18 protein-coding genes are annotated in these 18397 nt (G+C 39.7%); 15 read left to right on the forward strand and 3 right to left on the reverse strand.

From position 1 onward, the window contains the following. Positions 1 to 90 precede the first annotated feature (90 nt). The 6 genes from AJGP001_RS03615 (at position 91) to AJGP001_RS03645 (ending at position 3912) form a co-directional block, all read left to right on the forward strand. Complete coding sequence (locus tag AJGP001_RS03615) at positions 91 to 1071, forward strand: helix-turn-helix transcriptional regulator (protein WP_071153921.1); 981 nt, start codon at positions 91 to 93, stop codon at positions 1069 to 1071. Positions 1072 to 1156: 85 nt separating this feature from the next. Then, a complete protein-coding gene (locus tag AJGP001_RS03620) occupies positions 1157 to 1804 on the forward strand; it encodes a DUF1643 domain-containing protein (protein ID WP_071153920.1) in 648 nt (215 codons plus the stop codon). An 83-nt stretch (positions 1805 to 1887) separates the two neighbouring features. Next, positions 1888 to 2217, forward strand: coding sequence for a hypothetical protein (locus tag AJGP001_RS03625; RefSeq protein WP_071153919.1), 330 nt, complete (start codon positions 1888 to 1890; stop codon positions 2215 to 2217). Further along, positions 2217 to 2528, forward strand: coding sequence for a hypothetical protein (locus AJGP001_RS03630; protein ID WP_071153918.1), 312 nt, complete (start codon positions 2217 to 2219; stop codon positions 2526 to 2528). Before AJGP001_RS03625 ends, AJGP001_RS03630 begins: the two co-directional genes overlap by 1 nt. A gap of 207 nt (positions 2529 to 2735) precedes the next feature. Then, positions 2736 to 3050, forward strand: coding sequence for a hypothetical protein (locus AJGP001_RS03635; RefSeq protein WP_071153917.1), 315 nt, complete (start codon positions 2736 to 2738; stop codon positions 3048 to 3050). Between the two features lie 406 nt (positions 3051 to 3456). Next, complete coding sequence (locus AJGP001_RS03645) at positions 3457 to 3912, forward strand: hypothetical protein (protein ID WP_071153916.1); 456 nt, start codon at positions 3457 to 3459, stop codon at positions 3910 to 3912. 136 nt (positions 3913 to 4048) lie between these two features. Here the strand turns inward: AJGP001_RS03645 and AJGP001_RS03650 are convergent, their stop codons facing one another. Together AJGP001_RS03650 and AJGP001_RS03655 are read right to left on the reverse strand one after the other, a co-directional pair. Further along, positions 4049 to 4474, reverse strand: coding sequence for a hypothetical protein (locus AJGP001_RS03650; protein WP_078080163.1), 426 nt, complete (start codon positions 4472 to 4474; stop codon positions 4049 to 4051). A gap of 272 nt (positions 4475 to 4746) precedes the next feature. Then, entirely contained in the window at positions 4747 to 6210 is a 1464-nt protein-coding gene (locus tag AJGP001_RS03655; protein ID WP_078080164.1) for an amidase family protein, read from the reverse strand. A 171-nt stretch (positions 6211 to 6381) separates the two neighbouring features. On the opposite strand from AJGP001_RS03655, the gene AJGP001_RS03660 reads away from it, so the two are divergent. Next, positions 6382 to 7224: an aldo/keto reductase gene (locus tag AJGP001_RS03660; protein WP_071153915.1), complete on the forward strand. Its 843-nt coding sequence runs from the start codon at positions 6382 to 6384 to the stop codon at positions 7222 to 7224. Between the two features lie 77 nt (positions 7225 to 7301). Here AJGP001_RS03660 and AJGP001_RS03665 read toward each other — a convergent pair whose 3' ends face one another. Then, a complete protein-coding gene (locus AJGP001_RS03665; RefSeq protein ID WP_071154000.1) occupies positions 7302 to 8348 on the reverse strand; it encodes an FUSC family protein in 1047 nt (348 codons plus the stop codon). Positions 8349 to 8739: 391 nt separating this feature from the next. Between AJGP001_RS03665 and AJGP001_RS03670 the strand changes: the two genes are divergently transcribed. The 8 genes from AJGP001_RS03670 (at position 8740) to AJGP001_RS03705 (ending at position 18395) form a co-directional block, all read left to right on the forward strand. Then, on the forward strand, positions 8740 to 9345 hold the full coding sequence (locus AJGP001_RS03670) for an ECF transporter S component (protein ID WP_245830230.1): 606 nt from the start codon (positions 8740 to 8742) through the stop codon (positions 9343 to 9345). 53 nt (positions 9346 to 9398) lie between these two features. Continuing rightward, a complete protein-coding gene (locus tag AJGP001_RS03675; RefSeq protein ID WP_071153913.1) occupies positions 9399 to 10136 on the forward strand; it encodes an energy-coupling factor transporter transmembrane component T in 738 nt (245 codons plus the stop codon). Then, positions 10136 to 10999, forward strand: a complete 864-nt coding sequence (locus AJGP001_RS03680) for an energy-coupling factor ABC transporter ATP-binding protein (protein ID WP_071153912.1) — start codon at positions 10136 to 10138, stop codon at positions 10997 to 10999. Before AJGP001_RS03675 ends, AJGP001_RS03680 begins: the two co-directional genes overlap by 1 nt. Continuing rightward, a complete protein-coding gene (locus AJGP001_RS03685; RefSeq protein WP_071153911.1) occupies positions 10992 to 11816 on the forward strand; it encodes an energy-coupling factor ABC transporter ATP-binding protein in 825 nt (274 codons plus the stop codon). The genes AJGP001_RS03680 and AJGP001_RS03685 overlap by 8 nt, the downstream gene beginning before the upstream one ends. Before the next feature lie 365 nt (positions 11817 to 12181). Continuing rightward, the gene (locus tag AJGP001_RS03690; protein ID WP_071153910.1) at positions 12182 to 13417 is read left to right on the forward strand and encodes an ABC transporter substrate-binding protein; all 1236 of its coding nucleotides are present in this window, start codon (positions 12182 to 12184) and stop codon (positions 13415 to 13417) included. Positions 13418 to 13528: 111 nt separating this feature from the next. Beyond that, the gene (locus AJGP001_RS03695) at positions 13529 to 14512 is read left to right on the forward strand and encodes a carbohydrate ABC transporter permease (RefSeq protein ID WP_071153909.1); all 984 of its coding nucleotides are present in this window, start codon (positions 13529 to 13531) and stop codon (positions 14510 to 14512) included. Then, on the forward strand, positions 14490 to 15311 hold the full coding sequence (locus AJGP001_RS03700; RefSeq protein ID WP_058386222.1) for a carbohydrate ABC transporter permease: 822 nt from the start codon (positions 14490 to 14492) through the stop codon (positions 15309 to 15311). Before AJGP001_RS03695 ends, AJGP001_RS03700 begins: the two co-directional genes overlap by 23 nt. A 21-nt stretch (positions 15312 to 15332) precedes the next feature. Then, complete coding sequence (locus AJGP001_RS03705) at positions 15333 to 18395, forward strand: glycoside hydrolase family 2 TIM barrel-domain containing protein (protein ID WP_071153908.1); 3063 nt, start codon at positions 15333 to 15335, stop codon at positions 18393 to 18395. Positions 18396 to 18397: the final 2 nt, after the last annotated feature.

An 18397-nucleotide genomic window follows, 5' to 3' on the forward strand; every position in this document is an offset into this window, starting at 1 on the left:
TTCAAAAGAGAGTGCTATAAATATTATTTTAGAGAAAGGAACAATTCTAAAGTATCGCTTCAACTACGACTGACAAAAAGAAGGTGCCTAATGATCAGAATTCGTCTACTAACTATTATTGATTGTCTATCTACATACTCCAGTAAAGAACTTCCATTAACATTGCAAGAAATTAAGACACTAATATCGCAAGAATACGACTTAGATTTGACGGATAAGATGATACGGAATGAATTAGAATTTCTTCAGAGTACTACTTCCACCTATAAAGTCGAATCAAGAAATAGTGCAGCTAACTATAGGGAGAAAGCTTATTTTCTGGAGAACACGAGTTTTCAAATTCATGAATTGCGTTACTTAATGGATGCTGTCTCATCTGCTCGTTTTATCTCGCAGCTGGAAACCAAACAATTAATCTATAAACTTCGGGGATTGACTGATGAAATCACATCTAAACGTCTAGCAAATGAATTGATACATAGTGAAGGGAAAATCGTTATAAAGCATTTTGCTGATAACGTTCAATCACTTCATGAGGCTATCAAAGCTAATAAATGTATAAAGTTTCAATACGGCAGGTATAACGTGAAGAAAGAATTTATTTTAAGTAGAGAAGGTAGTTTTTACGAAGTTATTCCTTTAGGAGTAGTTTGGTATCAGGAATATTATTACTTAGTAGCCAAGGAATGGGGCAAGGAGAAAATCATTCAATATCGAATAGATCGAATGAGCTCTGTTATAAATACTGAGGGCATTTGGGCACCGGATCCAGGTTTCGATTTAGAAAGATACGTTTCTCAATTATTCAATATGTATTCAGGCGAAAGAAGAAATATTGCAATTGAGTTTGACAATCACTTGATCAATGTCATCATCGATCGTTTTGGGATTAACGCTAAGATTGACCCGATTAGTGATAACCGCTTTTTGTTGCAAACAGAAGGCATTGTAAGTGATGGGCTTGTTAGATGGTTGCTCACATGGGGTGCAGATGCAAAAGCGGTGGGTCCCGCGGATTTAGTAGAGCGAATGAAGAAAGAAATAACTCGGTATTCGGGATTGTATACATAAAAAGACCTCGTTTCCTCTCAGAGGGAAACGAGGTCTTTTAAAGCCTGATATGATTAAAGTAATTAGTAGAGAAGGAGTGGTTCATGTGGTTTATATTCCTGTTAAAGATTTAAATGAAAGTTTTAAAGTTAGCGCAATGTTTTATCATGCTGAGGTAAATAACGAGAGATTTTTAATGCGCCGTGAAGCGAGAATTTCAAGAAAAGGCAGCATTCAAAGCAAAGTTGATGCGGTTGTTGTGATGGTTAATCCAGGGAGTTGCCAACCAGAAACAGAAATGGGACATACACAGCTTGAAAAAATAGAAATGCTGCCAGCAAAATCTGATCCAACTCAGCATCAATTGATGAGATTAATGGAACGTATGGATTGGAATGAACTGATAATCGTCAATTTGTCCGATATTTGTGAAGGCAATTTAAAGAAATTTAAAGAGATTGAGCAAAAATTTAAATCTGCAGGAATTCCACATTCAATCTTTCAAAACGATAACTCAGTTGAAAGAGATGAACTATTAGCTAATGCTGACTATTTAATCTTTGCTTGGGGTGGTTCCAATAATGCTAAAAGGATGGCGAAGGAATACGGATTATACGATAAAGGTCGCCAGTTAGCTCCATATCAGCATGCGATTAGCCTTAATCATATAGAGAAACAATATCCGCGCCATCCAAAGCCTGCTTTAATATCTAATCAGATTGAATGGTTAGAAAATTTGATACCATTACTGTAAATTATTATGAAACGTCGCGAATACACTTGTGTTGTTACATATTGAGATCAAACGTAACTAGAGTAGAAGAAAGGGGTAGTATGATGCTAATTAATGCTCTTCTATACTCTTTAAATACGTGGATGAAAAAAGCGGTGAAACCATCATCCACAACTATTGGTGACACAAGAATTATCAATGGCACTGAGTACTGGAACGTCGGAAATCTGGACAATCAGGATAATTGGTGTGCTGTAGGTCCGGCTGAGCCGCGATATTTTATCAATGTGATGCTTGAAAATAATCAGGTTTCTTATACTCTTGCACAGGAAGAAAATCCTTATGCAATTTATATTGAAGGATTCTATGAAAAGGAATTTGCGTTAAAGAAATTGAGAATGTATGGATACTATTTTAAGGAAGAGGAAATATAATGCTTACAAACGAAATGATGCTACATCGAATGTTTGTAAGATATTGCAATACTCATGTTGTTACAAGAGTTTCTTACCTCTCAAAATCTTCGAAAATTACACTGGAGTCAACTTTTGAAAATTATCTTTCAGTTAAAGTTGGAAAATTGAAAAGTATTGAAAACTTTATCATGGTGGTAGAACAAAGAGGTATTATGAAAATGGCATACAAAATTACGGCACCTGTAAAAATTAATATTAAAAATCAGGATACTCACTTTTTATTAGAGTCGATTGATGGTCAGTTGAAGATTGTTTTTAGTAACTCTTAAGTCGTGCGGGAAGTCTTATTGAGATTTGATGATATTTAATGGTACATAAAAGCGTTTTAAATCGTAGAATTGGCAGGATTTTTTTGAGTTTCAATCCGATTTGTTCGACGATGATTATTGACGATTAACAACAAATTAATTGCTAAATTATACTGCAATTTAATGTGCTATGCTGAAAATATTATATAAAGAGATGAGGCGATTGGTGTGAGTACGGTTGATAGGGCGTTAAGGTCTATAGGGAAAGCTAACTTTGTAGAGTATTTCGAGGACTACAAAGAATTGGCATTCAGTAAAGATAAGGTAAGTGGTAAAGATAAAATGCCTTTGGCAAAAAAGCTTCTTGAAAATAATCCGAATGCATCAAAATTGTCCGGCCAACTAATCAGAATTTCATCTGCAATTAACATTTTTAAAAAGGGCTGGGAAGTAGAAGCTTTAAGAGAAGTCATTGGGTCAAAGCATCCTTCAATTACTAAAGAGATCAAAGTACGGGCTGCTGCATTGATTGGCAATAACTAAATTGTCTAACAGAATGTTAGGGTAGTTAAACAAGTATGATTCTTTGATGAAAAAGACATCACGTCAAAATCTAATTTATCCAATGAAACGAGGAGACGATAATCGTGAAAGCATCGCAGGAATTTATTCAACAATTGGAGGATTTATATCAGGCTTATGAGCAAGAGGTTCAAGGAAAATCAAAGTCTGGGTTATTAGCTAAAAATACTTAGAAAACGTATCTTCTTCACTCGGGAAATTTTGTTAAATGGTGTCGAGGTAATTTAAAACCAGGAGCTAGAAATCAAAAGTAAATTTGAAATGTTAGTATAGTAGGGTGTCAGATAAATAATTCTACAAAATTCTAATAATCAAATTGACAGAAAAATTTTGTTAGAATCAGCAAGTAATTCAAAGGAGTGACAAAATGGACGGAATAGTAAAACAAAAATTGAAAGAAATACGCGAAGTGTTTGAGGAACTTCCTCATTGTAAAGTTGAAACGAGCGTAGATGAGCAGCTTGTAATCACAGGTGACAAACCGGTCTCTTGGAGTGACTCTCTTGAAAACCAAAATGCGGAATCTACGCATAAAATGGGAACGATTAAACCGCATAAAGCTTCCCTTGGTCTTTATATTGATTTTCCGCACGGGTATTTGGATGTGGATAAGTTGGAAGCCATTATTAACCCAGAAGGAACGTTAATGTATTATCCACCGGGTACAAAGGCGCCTACTATAAAAAGCTGGTGGCGGTTCCGATCTGATGAACAATTTGATAGTCTTCACCTCGTTCTCAGAAAAATTGAGTTAGCTTATTATAATTTTAAACGGGAAGATTGGGTGGAGTTAATGCGAGAGATTACGGATGCTCATGAATAGACTATGATGTTAGAAATTACTTCTCTAACAAGCAGTAATTCTAATTGCATGTTACCGTTTATACTTTATACATCGCTACACCTGCCAATCAACAGAGCAGGTGTAGCATTTTTTATTTAGTCATTTGAGACTACCTTTATATTAGTTGCTGCAACCTATTAGCTGAGAATTCTTCTATCTTATATTTTATTGTTTTATTTTGCTGGTTAACAATGGAGTAAGTGTTTCCTTGTTCAATGATATTGAACTTCCAATGGTTGCCCATGGTCTTCGTAAATACGAATCGTTCTTCAGGCATCATTTGCTTCTTAAATTGAGCCAGGTCTGTTAACAAGAACTTATCGAAAAAGCGAATAAGCAAAAATCCCTTTGTAGATCTTTCATTGAAACGATCAATGTTAATTTTTCTCAAGTCAAACCAGTTGTGAGCGTTCTGCATTGAAGGCGATAAGACAAAAACCTGACTTTTCGTAAAGACTGTCGTATTTGATAATTGCATCAATCCTAAATTTTGTTTCAAAACAGATTTATTTACTTCGCTTGATCTTGAACGGATAGACATATAATCTCCTCATTTCTAGAATTTGGTATTATTCTAATTACACTTAATTGTAAGGAAATGTCTATAAGGTAAACAAAAAAACTCAATCTCTTTTGTGGTTTTTAAAAACTATTATTATGGAAATATGAATAGAACTAAAATCTACTTATAGAAAAAGGAGGTCTAGCCACCAATCCCGCAAAATTATTAGAAACTGTAATGAAAAACACCCTTACTGAGCGACGGGCATCTCGATGCCGACGATCCAATAAAGGGTGTTTTAAATGTCTCAATTAAACTCTGTAAGATTCCAAATCCGGTGCTTGTCGTTTCAAGCTTGCCTGTTCATAAGAATAAGCAAGTTCAATCAACCGCGCTTCGCTAAACGCTTGTGCGCTGAACGTAACACCAACGGGATGTCCACTGCTTGTATAGCCGGACGGAACGGTGATAGACGGGTAGCCTGCTTTTGCGGGCATATCGGCACCGCGGTTATTTTGGAATAATAACGCGTCAAGTTGGTGTTCTTGCATGACGAGATCCAATCCTTCTGAAGTAGAAGTTCGTAAATCAGTTTTGCGGTGTTCCAGGTATGTCGGGTTGTTTGGATCATCGCTCAAAGCCTGTGATTTTTCGAGTTCGGCTTGGCCGAATTTCATGCGATGTTCGGGTTCTTGTTTGTTGAATTCGATCACGTCCGCAAGTGATTTGACTGGCACTTCAGTAGGTGTGGTGCGCAAGTAATCGTTAACGTTACGCTTGAATTCATACCACAAGACGTCTGACTCAAATGTTGACTTTGGAATTGTCACTTCGACTACCGTGGCGCCGAGTGTTTTGAATTGCTCGATGGCCTCATCCATAATGGCACGTTCTTCTGGTGCTTTGTCGTTCAAAAAGCTCAGGTCGACGCCAATACGGGCACCGTTCAAACCGTCTTTTTTCAAGTGCGGCGTGTAATCAGTGAGTACATGTTCCGCGCTTTTTAGTGTTGCCGCATCTTGTTCGTCGACGCCAGTCATCGCGCCAAGCAAAATCGCAGCATCTGTCACAGTACGCGCCATTGGTCCAGCTGTATCCTGACTTTCAGCGATTGGAATGATGCGCGAGCGACTAATGAGGCCTAGGGTTGGCTTAATGCCAACAATCGAATTGGCACTTGCTGGACTCAAAATTGAGCCGGACGTTTCTGTACCAACTCCGACAACAGCGAAATTCGATGCGATAGCGGCACCTGTTCCTGAACTCGAACCGCCAACGTCTTCTGCTTTAAAAACACCGACGCCATATGGGTTTAGCACTTGTCCGCCAAGTGAACTATAGCCACTCGGCCCTTCTTGCGACATAAAATACGCCCATTCGCTCAAGTTTACTTTGCCAAGAATAATCGCGCCTGCGTTTCGCAATTGCTTAGCAACAAAAGCATCGTCTTTCGCAAAATTGTGTTCGAGTGCAATCGCGCCGGCTGTTGTCGGCATTGGATCTTTTGTTTCGATATTGTCTTTTACTAACACAGGGATACCGTAAAGGGGACCTTGGTTATCTTGTCCGCGATTCTCATCTAGTTGTGCTGCGATTTTCAGTGCGTCTGGATTGATCGTCAAGACGGAATTGATTTTTGGGCCATTCTGGTCGAAAGCTTTGATCTGGTCAAGATAAGCTTGGACCAATTCCACGGAGGTGAGTTTATTGTCACGGAAAGCTTGTTGAATGTCTTGGATTGTCGTTTCGTTTAACTGGAATGTATTTGTTTTCATAAGTAGGCTCCTCGCTAAAATGATGTGCTGTTGTTAATTGTACATTAATTCTTAATTTTACATAAAGTATAATGTGCTGCTTGGTGTAAACAACAAATCCGAAACCAAAGTGTTTGAGTTTAGAGAGAAGTAAGAGTAATCTGAAAATAGAATTGAGAGGAGTGGGAGTAGATGGAAAAATCAATTCCAGAAGTGACATTAAACGACGGAACAACTTTACCTGTTATGGGACTCGGTACATACGGGCTGTGGGGCAACGCCGGAGCGAACGCAGTCAGCAGTGGGATCAATGCCGGTTACCGGTTGATCGATACGGCGTATAATTACGAAAACGAAGGAGCGGTCGGCGAAGGCATACGACGCAGCGGCATTGCGCGTGAAGAGCTATGGGTAACGTCCAAATTGCCGGGACGTTATCACACATATGAAAAAGCTTTAGTAGCCATTCAAGAATCGTTGTATCGTTTACAGCTAGATTATTTCGATCTGTATTTGATCCACTGGCCAATGCCCAATCAAGATACTTACGTAGAAGCGTGGCAGGCATTGATTGATGCGCAAAAATGGGGACTCGTCCGGTCGATTGGTGTCAGTAATTTCTTGCCAGATCATTTAGAGCGCATTATTCAAGAAACGGGAGTGACGCCGAGCTTGAACCAAGTGGAATTGCATCCGTTCTTTAACCAAGCACATCAGCGAAACGTGCACGCGGATCATGGAATCCAAACACAGTCGTGGAGTCCAATTGCTAAAGCGAAAGATATTTTGACGAATGACGCCATCGGAAAAATTGCGGAAGCCCACAACAAGACCATTGCTCAAATTGTATTGCGCTGGCAATACCAAATCGGCTCTGTCTCAATTCCGCGTTCTACTTCGCCCGAGCGGCAGCGTGAAAACTTGGCTATTTTCGATTTTGAGTTAAGCGAAGCCGAAATGACGTCAATCTCAGAACTGTCCCACCCAGACGGCAGATTGTTTGATATGGACCCGGCTACGCATGAAGAATTTTAAGAGAAGGTGCTAATCTACATGCTAAAAAACGGACGTGCCAGAAACCACTCAGTTTCCAGCACGGCCGTTTTTATTTTTTATTTCTCCACATTCTTCTCTATTTTCACACTCTCTGGATCAAAAAACTTATCCACTAAATCGTAAATCGTGATGAGCTCGTAAAGAATGGTGAATTCGGGTGGGAATTCCGTTGGGCGCAGGGCGTCGCTTGCGGTGATGTTTTTACTATTGTCCCAAAACAAATCGGTCATGTTTTTTAATTGGCATTGGTGCTTTTCGTGATCGTAGTCAACCGAGTGTTTCAAGTCGTTTGCGAGTTCTGTGACGGCGTTCATAATAATCTCTCGCTCATCGGTTGTCCACGTCAACTTATGTAGCGGGATATAAAGTAGGGCATCTAAATGGAATTCTAAGTTATGTAAGAAGAGCAATTGCTTTTCTGCCATTTGAAGTTCGGCTTCTCGCTCGCGCACCCACGGGTACAAACTGGATTCGTCGCGCTGGAAATGGATGAGCTTCTCGGTTTTTCGAACTTCTGTAACTAGTTTTTTTACAATCAATTTTTCTTCTTGGCGATTTGCATCGCTGTCAAAAAGGATGGTTTGAAATGTCTGTTCCAACACACTGCCTGCACGTTCACTGATCGATTGAATGCTTTTTAGAATGTCTTTTCGGTAGTTGGGTGGGAACACCAGCATGTTGACAGCCGTAGACACTAGCAATCCAATCGTTGTTGTTCCTAGTCGAATGAAGAACGACACTAAGACATCGTCATGGATCACTTCAACCATCGCAACAGAGGTCAATGTGGCAACGAGTAATCCAGCGTGCAGATTGAGCCGGTAACAAACTAAAATCGTGGCAACTGCAGCGAGTGTATACGTAATCGGTGAATTCCCGAAGAGTGAGATAAAGAGGACAGCGAAGGCCGAACCAATGGCAGAAGCCGGAAACCGGACCAGTCCTTTTTTAATCGAATCGCTAACGGTTGGCTCGATGGTCACAATGGCCGTGATGACGGCGAAGACAGGCGGCCAGCCAAACCATAAACAAATCGTTGCGGTCAAAAAGATCGCAATGCCGGTTTTCACAATTCGCCCGCCACTGAAATGAAAGGATCGCATCATCGTTTGACCCCCCTTCCTTTTGTGTAGTATTTTTTCCTGTAGTCCAGTATATCATTCATGTCTATAGAGACTCTAACTCAATTAGCAACATGTCCTTGGGGAGATTTCGTATCTATTCCGGAAATCACGCAATATTTAAAGCATATTGACTATTGACAACGTTTACATTAGCCTAAAGAAAAGGAAATAAAAACGTTTTCTTAAAAGAAAATAGTAAGAAAGTTGGTTGTATTCGCCTTATGAGATCTTGTGTTTGAGACTGTTGTTCAACTACTACTAGTTGCCCTGTACTAAATAATAAAAAAAGAAGGAATGCCGAGAAAATGAAAGTAAATAATCATCAAAGCGAGACAAAAAGCGACGCACCTTACAAAAGGAGGAAATGAAAATGAAGAGAAACTATAAAAAAGATTTTACTTTACTAGCACTTTTACTTATTCCAATCGGGGTAGCCATTAACTTTGTTGGGTTTCAAGTAGCCCAAGTTTTAAGGTTACCCATTTTTTTGGACACAATCGGCACGATCTTAGTCGGTGTGATTGCAGGTCCGTTAGTTGCGATTGTAGCAGCTTTTATAACAAACTCAATTACTGCGATTTTTAATCCAATCTACTTCCCGTATGTTATTACGTCCATGGCAATCGGTTTAGGTGCAGGTTTGCTTTCAAAATACGGCATGTTCCGCACGATTTATAAAGCCATAATTTCAGGTCTTATAATTACAGCAATCGCGGTAATAGCTTCTGCACCTATTACGGTTTTGTTTTTTGGAGGAGCGACAGGCAATACGTCGTCTGCCATTACGGCGACATTTTTAGCGATGGGTCAGAATATTTGGAGTGCAGTTTTCACTTCAACTATTATTACGGAAATTGCGGACAAAGTAATCTCGGTCTTATTTGTTTACTTTATCGTGAAAAGTATTTCGGATCGCTATTTATCCAAAATGAAGTACGGCCATTTGTATATGAAAAAGAGCAATCGCAATAAATAAGTATTTCGCTGCTTTTGACTAAGCAAAAAGTACGTTAAGGGAGATAATATAGGATGAAAAACTCACTAGTGAATTTGTATCCGTTAACCAAATTTTATTTTGCTTTATTTATTGCTGCTACTGTCATCATTGTTCCTAATTATGTGTTTGCCTTTGCCTGGTTTCCGGTGTTGGTACTGATTGCAGTTGCTGCTGGTGTAGCCAAGTCATTTTTATCTTTTATCTCAAAAACGTTAGTTATCTTGTTAGTCATTGTATTTTTGATGCAGTTATTCTTTTATCCCGGAGAAGAAGTTCTTGCGTCCTGGTGGATTTTTGAGGTTTCCAGAGAAGGTTTGAATTATGGATTGACGTTAACATCACGAATTTTAGCAATTGGTTCTGCTTTTATTTTGTTTTTCCGCATTGTGGAAGTAAAAGATTTTGTGAAATCACTGGAAGATGCCGGCATGCCATCTGCAGGAGCGTATGTTGTGTTGTCAACATTACAAATCATTCCAGAGATGCGACGTCAGTCAAACACCATAATGGAGGCTCAAAAAACACGAGGAGTCGAAACAGAAGGTTCGATTATAACTAGAGCAAAAGCTTTCTTTCCGACATTAACACCGCTCATTCTTTCTTCGATAGCAAGTACAGAAGAGAGAGCCATAACTTTAGAGGCACGGGCTTTTTCTGCACCTGGGAAAAAGACCAGTCTTCACAAGTTGACTAAACGGCCAATCGATCGTGTCCTGCCGTGGATTTATATCATCATTGTGATAGGACTTATTATTTGGAGGGTTTTCTGATGACATCAATCATCCAACTGAAAGACGTTTCTTACAGGTATCCCGTTGGTGATGAATGGGTACTGAAACATATAACAGTAGATATAGAAAAAGGAAGCTTTGTATCCATAGTCGGAAATAATGGATCAGGTAAAACGACACTTTGCAACATCATCAGAGGCTTTATTCCACATTTTCATAAAGGAGAATTGGACGGTACCGTTATACTGGATGGCAAAGATATGAATGACTATGAACTTGGCCAACTAAGTGAAAAAATTGGGTATGTTTTTCAAAATCCATTTACGCAAATATCGGGTGTAAAAGAGACGGTTTTTGAAGAAGTGGCATATGGTCTAGAAAACTTAGGAGTTCCTGTAGAAGAAATCTATCCGAGAGTAGAAGAAGTTTTAACACTCGTTAATATTCAGGACTTACGTGAAAAAAATCCATTTGAACTTTCAGGAGGCCAGCGACAGCGTGTAGCACTAGCTTCTATTATTGTAATGGATCCAGAAATTTTAGTAATAGATGAGCCTTCTTCCCAGTTAGATCCTATCGGGACGGATCAAGTATTTGACATCATTCGATTAATGAAGGAAAAAGGAAAAACAATTATCCTTGTAGAACATAAAATGGATTTGGTAGCTGAGCATTCGGATACATTAATTCTTTTAGACGAAGGCGTTATTTTAGTGCAAGGTGAGACGAGGAAAGTATTGAGCGATCCTCTTTATGCAAGCGCAAATGTCCAGTATCCTCATGTAACCGAAGTGGCTCTTGAACTTCAAAAAGCCGGAGTTCCGCTAGAATTTTTACCTATAAAATATGCTGAAATAATGACTTGTTTTAAAACTAGCGTAGGGGGATTAACTGATGACTAATCTCGTTTTGAACAATATTAGTTTCAAATACCCTGATGGAACACTGGCATTGGAAAATTTATCACTGGAAATTCCGCAAGGGCAGAGAGTGGCAATAGTGGGACAAAATGGTGCAGGAAAAACAACGGCAGTAAAACTGATGAACGGCTTATTAAAACCAACCACCGGCGAAGTTGTTGTAGGAGAGTGGAATACAACTTCCAAGACCACCGCACAACTGTCGCGAAAAGTAGGTTACGTTTTTCAAAATCCAGACGATCAAATCTTTCATAACGAAGTGATAAAAGAAGTGCGATTTGGACCGAAAAATATGGGATTTGATCTGGAGCGTATTGAAGAGATGACTCAATGGGCATTAGAGCTTTGTGGCATTTCACAGTATGCAGAAGAAAATCCGTACAATTTGCCGTATTCCATGAGAAAATTTGTGACGATAGCATCTGTTATCGCAATGGATTCTGACGTGATTATTCTGGATGAACCAACAGCGGGACAAGATAAAATTGGTTTGGAAATACTGGGGAATCTGTTGAAAACACTAGAGTCCATGGGGAAGACTGTAATAACCATCACCCATGATATGGAATTTGTAACCGATCATTTCAAGCGAATCATCGTGATGGCGAATCGTCGAATTGTAGCAGATGATCAAGCAATCGCCATTTTTTATCAAGAAGAAATTTTAAAAGAAAGTAAGCTGAAGCCTCCGGCAGTTGCTCAAATGGCTGCTTTACTGAATATTCCTCATGCGGTTCTATCTAAAAAAGAGTTGATTGAGTATATAAAAAGTCACCATCAGTCTATAGAAAAAGTATAATGCGTACGAAGACAATGGATAGTCCGTCACTCATCTACATTGATGAACGTTACAAAGAGAAGACTGTGAATGTTTTACTGGAGAGCGGAGAGACCATTTCTATAGATTCGACCGTGCGTAAAGGAACGCTATTTATAGCGGAATAAAATAGCTACAATTCAATGGAACCAAAAGCTTAAGAGGATGCGCGTCACAGGCATTCTCTTTTTTCATGGTCTCTTTTGAACTTTACTATACAAAATCTTTTAATAAAAATCGGATTTTTCAGATTAATAATTATATTTTAGTAAAATAAACGATAAAAGGGTTTACTTTTAGTAAAACTATTGATTATAATACATTTATAAATAGCTAGGAGGGATAGGATGAAATTTTCAAAGGGGTATGTATTTCTCGTCTTTACTTTAGTGCTTGTCATGTTGTTATCGGCATGCAGTTCGTCAGAATCAAGCGATGGAAAAAACGAGGATGGCAAAGTCACACTTCGTTTTGCGACATGGGATGTAGGGGAAGATGTTGAACTTCAAGAGAAACTAATCGATCAATTTAACGCAGAAAACACAGATATTAATGTGGTTTTGGAGGCCTATGGTGGGGATTATGATACCAAAATCACCGCAGGCATCGGGGCTAAAGATGCGCCTGACGTCATGTATATGTGGAATTACCCGCAATACAAAGATGCGCTCGAGCCATTAGATCCTTATATTGAAGGACGCGACAAAGAGTATAAAGAAAATTTCTATGAGGCATTATGGAACTACAACTCAATCAACGAGGATGTCTATGGACTTCCAGTAGGATACACAACTCATGTTGTTTACTACAACAAAGACTTGTTTGACAAAGCAGGCCTAGCGTATCCGAAAGCTGGATGGACATGGGACGAGTTCCAGGAAGCTTCTAAGAAGTTAACAAATAAAGGGGACAAGACAACAGGTTTCGCTTTTCCAGGAAAACCAGATCCATATGATTTTGAAATGTATTTATGGGGTAACGGTGCGTCTTACGTCGACGACAAAGGAAACCTAGATGGCAGCTTGAATTCACCTGAGTCAATCGAGACGTTTGATCTGTTTTATAACATGCTTGAAGAAAAAGTGGCTATCACTTCTGAGAGCTGGGGCGATACAGAAATGAAATCAGGCAAAGTCGGTATGATCATCAATGGCGCTTGGTACCTGTCTGCGTTTGAAGAAGCTGGCATAAACTTCGGCGTTGTTGAAATTCCATCGTTTGGAGACAAGCCAAGTGCAAGTATTGTAAGTTCTTCTGGAGTTGCGATGTCTAAAGACTCGGAGCACAAAGAAGAAGCATTTCGATTCATGGAATTCTGGACTGGGGAGCAAGCAAACAAAGAAAGACTTTCGTTTGAATTGCCAGTTCTTAAAAGCGTCGTAGAATCAGAAAAATTACAAGAAGATCCAGCTAAAAAAGTATTTTATAGTATGTTAGAACAAAGTGAAGAATATACACCAACCTCCTTTATAACAGAGGATTGGAGTCAGTTATCGGAAAATTTAGAACTTACTTTCGAACAAATGTTCAACCCGAGTACACGAGTCGAACCGAAAAAAGCCATTAAGACTGTAGTGGAATAATTATGGACAGTTAGAAATATGAAGAAAAATGAGAACGCATTCAAGTTTATTCTCATTTTTCTTTATAAAGTGATTTATTGTTTTTAGGTCAAACCAATAAGAGGGAAAAACATGCCCATTAAAAAGAAAAAAGAAAAAAAGTTCACATTAATCCGTAAACGTGTTCCTTATCTATTCATCTTGCCATGGATTATTGGTTACCTTGCATTCACGCTGGGACCACTCGCTTTTTCGCTAGTCATGAGTTTATTTGATTGGCCGATTGCCGGTGAAGCGAAATTTATCGGTATAGCCAATTTTACTAAAATGTTCACAGCTGATCCTCAGTTCTATAATTCGCTTTTTATTACGTTCAAGTTTGCCCTTATTTTTGTTCCGCTCAACTTGGGAGTGGCATTGATTCTCGCACTTCTTATTACGCAGCCAATAAAAGGGATGAAATTTTTCAGGACCATCTTTTATCTGCCAGCTGTCGTATCGGGTGTAGCGGTATCCATTATTTGGGGATGGATGTTTAACACAGAATATGGGGTTTTCAATTACTTACTGTCTTTTCTTGGACTTGAAGAACCCAGCTGGCTTATCGATCCGAAATGGGCGATTGTAGCCATCGTCATTGCCAGCGCATGGGGCGTCGGCACCATGATGCTGATTTTTTACACGGATATTAAAAGCATTCCGCACGATATGTACGAAGCGGCTGCAATTGACGGCGCCGGTGTGATTCGCCAATTTATTAGTATCACGATTCCGTCTATTACACCGACCATTCTCTTTAACGTGATTACTTCTGTCATTGCCGCATTGCAGCAATTAACGCTGGTGCTACTCTTGACGGGTGGCGGTCCGTTAAAATCAACGTACTTTTACGGATTGTTTGTCTACAACAATGCATTCAAGCATCACGAACTGGGCTATGCCAGTGCCAATGCGTGGTTCATGTTTATCATCATCATGCTATTTACATTAATGATCTTTAAATCTTCCTCAGCTTGGGTCTTTTATGAAGCCGAAGTAAAAAAGGAGAAAAAAGAAAAAAGGGAAAAAAAGAAAAAAAGTGAGGTGAAAAATAATGAAGATTTCCAAAAGGCATAAAATTATTGTTTACTCTGTCCTTGTTATTTTTTCCCTTTACTTTGTCTTTCCTTTTCTATGGGCATTGATTACTGCGATTAAAACAGAACCTGAAGTATTTTCGTACCCGCCAAAATTTATACCGGAAGAACTATTGTTCGGCAACTTTGTGGATGCCTGGAACAGCCAAAATTTCGGGGTTTATTTTAAAAACTCGGTGATTGTGACCGTCCTAACAACAATTGGCCAGCTAATTTCCTGTTCTCTCGTAGCTTATGGATTTGCGAGATACGATTTTAAATACAAAAACTTTCTGTTTGTTCTTTTGTTGTCCACAATGATGATTCCGTGGGACGTCACAATGATTCCACTTTATATGCAATTCAATATGCTTGGTTGGATCAATACGTTAAAACCTTTAATCGTTCCGGCGTTCTTTGGTTCTGCGTATTATATCTTTTTACTTCGCCAGTTCTTGATGAATATACCGAAAGATTTGGAGAACGCTGCCCGTATTGACGGAGCGAACGAGTTCCAAATATTTTATAAGATTTTCTTGCCTATTATGAAGGCGCCTCTCGTACTGGTAGCTGTTTTGAATGTTATTTTGGTGTGGAACGACTACCTTGGTCCTTTAATTTATTTGCAAGACAAAGCAAAATACACGATGACCCTTGGACTGGCATCGTTTCAAGGAGTCCATGAACTGCAAATTATTCCGATTATGGCTATTACACTGGTCATGGTTATTCCGCCAGTACTGGTCTTTATATTTGCCCAGAAATACATCGTTGAAGGAATCAGCGGTTCAATAAAGTAACGCTAATACGGAGGGAAATACATGCAACGAAAAATGAAACGATGGGAGGACGTCAGCCTGCTCGCTATGAACAGGTTGCCTGCCCATTCAGACTTTTATAGATACAAACAAATCAAAGAAGCTTTAGAAGTAACGAAAGAAAAAAGTGATGGATACCAAAGCCTTGATGGAGATTGGAAATTTCTTTACCTTCAGGCTCCGGAATATTCACCTCAGCATTTTGAGCAAGCTGAATTCGACATTGCGAGCTTAGACACGATTGCAGTGCCCTCTTGCTGGCAGTTACAAGGATATGGAAATATGCACTATACGGATGTTTTATACCTCATTCCGCTTAACCCTCCATATGTGCCGCATGAAAATCCAACCGGCATTTATTTCAAAGATTTAGTAGTCGAAAACATCGCCCAAGACGAAAACATTGTCTTAAAATTCAATGGCGTTGATTCTGCTTTTGACTTATTCGTCAATGGACAACATGCGGGCTACAGCAAAGTCTCAAGACTGCCGTCTGAATTCGACATTACGGATCTTATTCACGAAGGAACCAATCGATTGACGGTCAGAGTGTACCAATTTTCTGATGGAACTTACTTGGAAGACCAAGACATGTGGTGGTTTTCGGGAATTTACAGAAGTGTTGAACTTTTTAGACACCACAAAGATACGCTGCAGGATGTATGGATTGAGACGATTCCTGATGAATCTTATGAATCGTTTATGTTCCGTATCAACGGTTCTTTTTGGACGGACAGCATTAAAAAAGTAGACATACAGATTTACTTGAATGGCAAAGAGCAGAATTCCTTAGCAGTCGGTGTTGAGGGCGGCAGTTTCCAAGCGACCAAAGAAATCAGTAAGCCTTTACTATGGAGTGCTGAAACTCCTCATCTCTATACAGCCGTCTTGCAATATGACTTGCCGTCAGGAATCTCTGAGTCTGTACCGGTTCGATTTGGGTTCCGGTCTATTGAAATCAAAGACAATGAAATGAGAGTGAACGGCAAACGCATTTTCTTTAACGGAGTAAATCGTCACGATTTCAATCCAGATCAGGGAAGAACGGTTACTTATGAAGATATGTTGCAAGACGTTTTATTGATGAAGCAACACAACATCAACGCAGTCCGAACAGCTCACTACCCGAATCAGGACGTTTTTTATGACCTATGCGACGAATACGGACTTTATGTGATAGATGAGACAGACCTGGAATGTCATGGATTTGAAAACACCGGAAATTACAACTGGATCAGCGACAACGAACAGTGGGAAAAGCAATACGTCGATCGTGCGATTCGGATGGTAAAGAGAGACCGGAACCATCCGAGTGTCATCATTTGGTCTTTAGGAAATGAATCGGGTGTGGGCCGAAACTTTACAGCGATGTACGATGCCATCAAGAAAACGGATGCGACTAGGCTTGTTCACTACGAAGGAGACCGAGTGGCGGCTTACAGTGACATGTACACAACGATGTATACTCGGTTAAATGCACTCGAAGAAATCGGACAAGATGCGGAAGGCAAAAAACCACATTTGCTTTGCGAATATGGTCACGCTATGGGAAATGGACCTGGCGGCTTAACGGAATACCAAGAAGTCATGAGAAAATACCCGAGACTACAAGGTGGATTTATTTGGGAATGGTACGATCATGGCATCCGGAAGACTGATGACGAGGGAAACACTTATTTTCTTTATGGTGGGGATTACGGAGACTTCCCTACTAACGGAAACTTCTGTATCGATGGACTGGTCTTTCCGGACCGCACACCCTCTCCTGCATTAATTGAATACAAAAAAGTAATTGAACCCATTGTGACAGAAGCAACAGCGGGCAATCCGTTTCGTGTGAAACTAAAAAACCGCTACGACTTCCGAAATTTGAAAGGCATCCATCTTCGCATTCGAGTGGAATCATTTTCAGAATTAATCGAAGAAGTGGAAGTCGAACTGCCCAATCTTTCAGCAGGTGAAGAACTCGAATATACGTTGCCAATCGATCAAGCGAAAGCATTGGCACATGAAGAGGTTTGGCTGCGGTTCATCTACAGTGAACCAGAAGCTACAAATTACGCAGAAAAAGGACACTCAATCACGCGTGAGAGTTTCTTGGTTGAGGTGACAAAGCGAAATAAGACCGTTAAAGATTTGGCTCTCACTTCAAAAAAAAACATTTCAGTCGAGGAGACGCCTGTAAGGTTACATCTGACTAGTCCACATTTTCAAGCGGAATTTTCAAAAGTGGAAGGGACCTTAATTTCTTTTGCTCTCGACGGAGAAAAAATTGTTGAGGATGGTCCGGAACTAACTTTATGGCGAGCATCAATCGACAATGATATGTACAAACGGGATGCTTGGCTCAACAAATACTTCATAAAAAATGCCAAGGAACAAATGGTATCACTGGAATATCATGTTGGCGATGGATTTGTCGATGTAGAAATTCAAAAGTATATGTCTAGCCTCAACCAAGCATGGGGTTTTAACGTTCGCTATCATTATCGAATTACATCACACGGCGTATTAAATCTTCAATTGGTTGGTGAAAAAGTAAGTAGAGGAAACGAAATACCGGACATGCTTCCGAGAATTGGCATCAATATGAAGCTTAACCAGGCTTATAACGAAGTGACGTGGTACGGTCGTGGCGACTCTGAAAATTATCAGGACTCCAAGCGCAGTCAGCCAATTGGTCTTTACACGAAATCGGTTGAAGAGTTGCACACGGACTATGTCTATCCTCAAGAAAATGGATCGAGATGTGATGTCTCCTTCCTGGCATTGTCAAAAGGACAGCAGTCAATCCTAATTAACTTCAAGGAGATTCGCGACTTCACCATCCATGATTACGAAGTAGCAGCGCTTGAAGCGGCACAGCATCGTGGGGAAATTGAGAAATCCCCCTATAATGTGTTGACTGTCGACTACAGACAAAGCGGCCTGGGCAGCAATAGCTGTGGTGAAGAACAGTTACCACCCTATAGAGTAGGGGTAGAAGACTTTGAAATGACGCTTGAAATCAGAGCGATTCCTAAGTCCAACCTTATTGAAGAAAGTCGATTTTTTGTGGCAAGATAAAA

The sequence above is a fragment of the Planococcus faecalis genome (assembly GCF_002009235.1).
Taxonomy (GTDB): domain Bacteria; phylum Bacillota; class Bacilli; order Bacillales_A; family Planococcaceae; genus Planococcus; species Planococcus kocurii.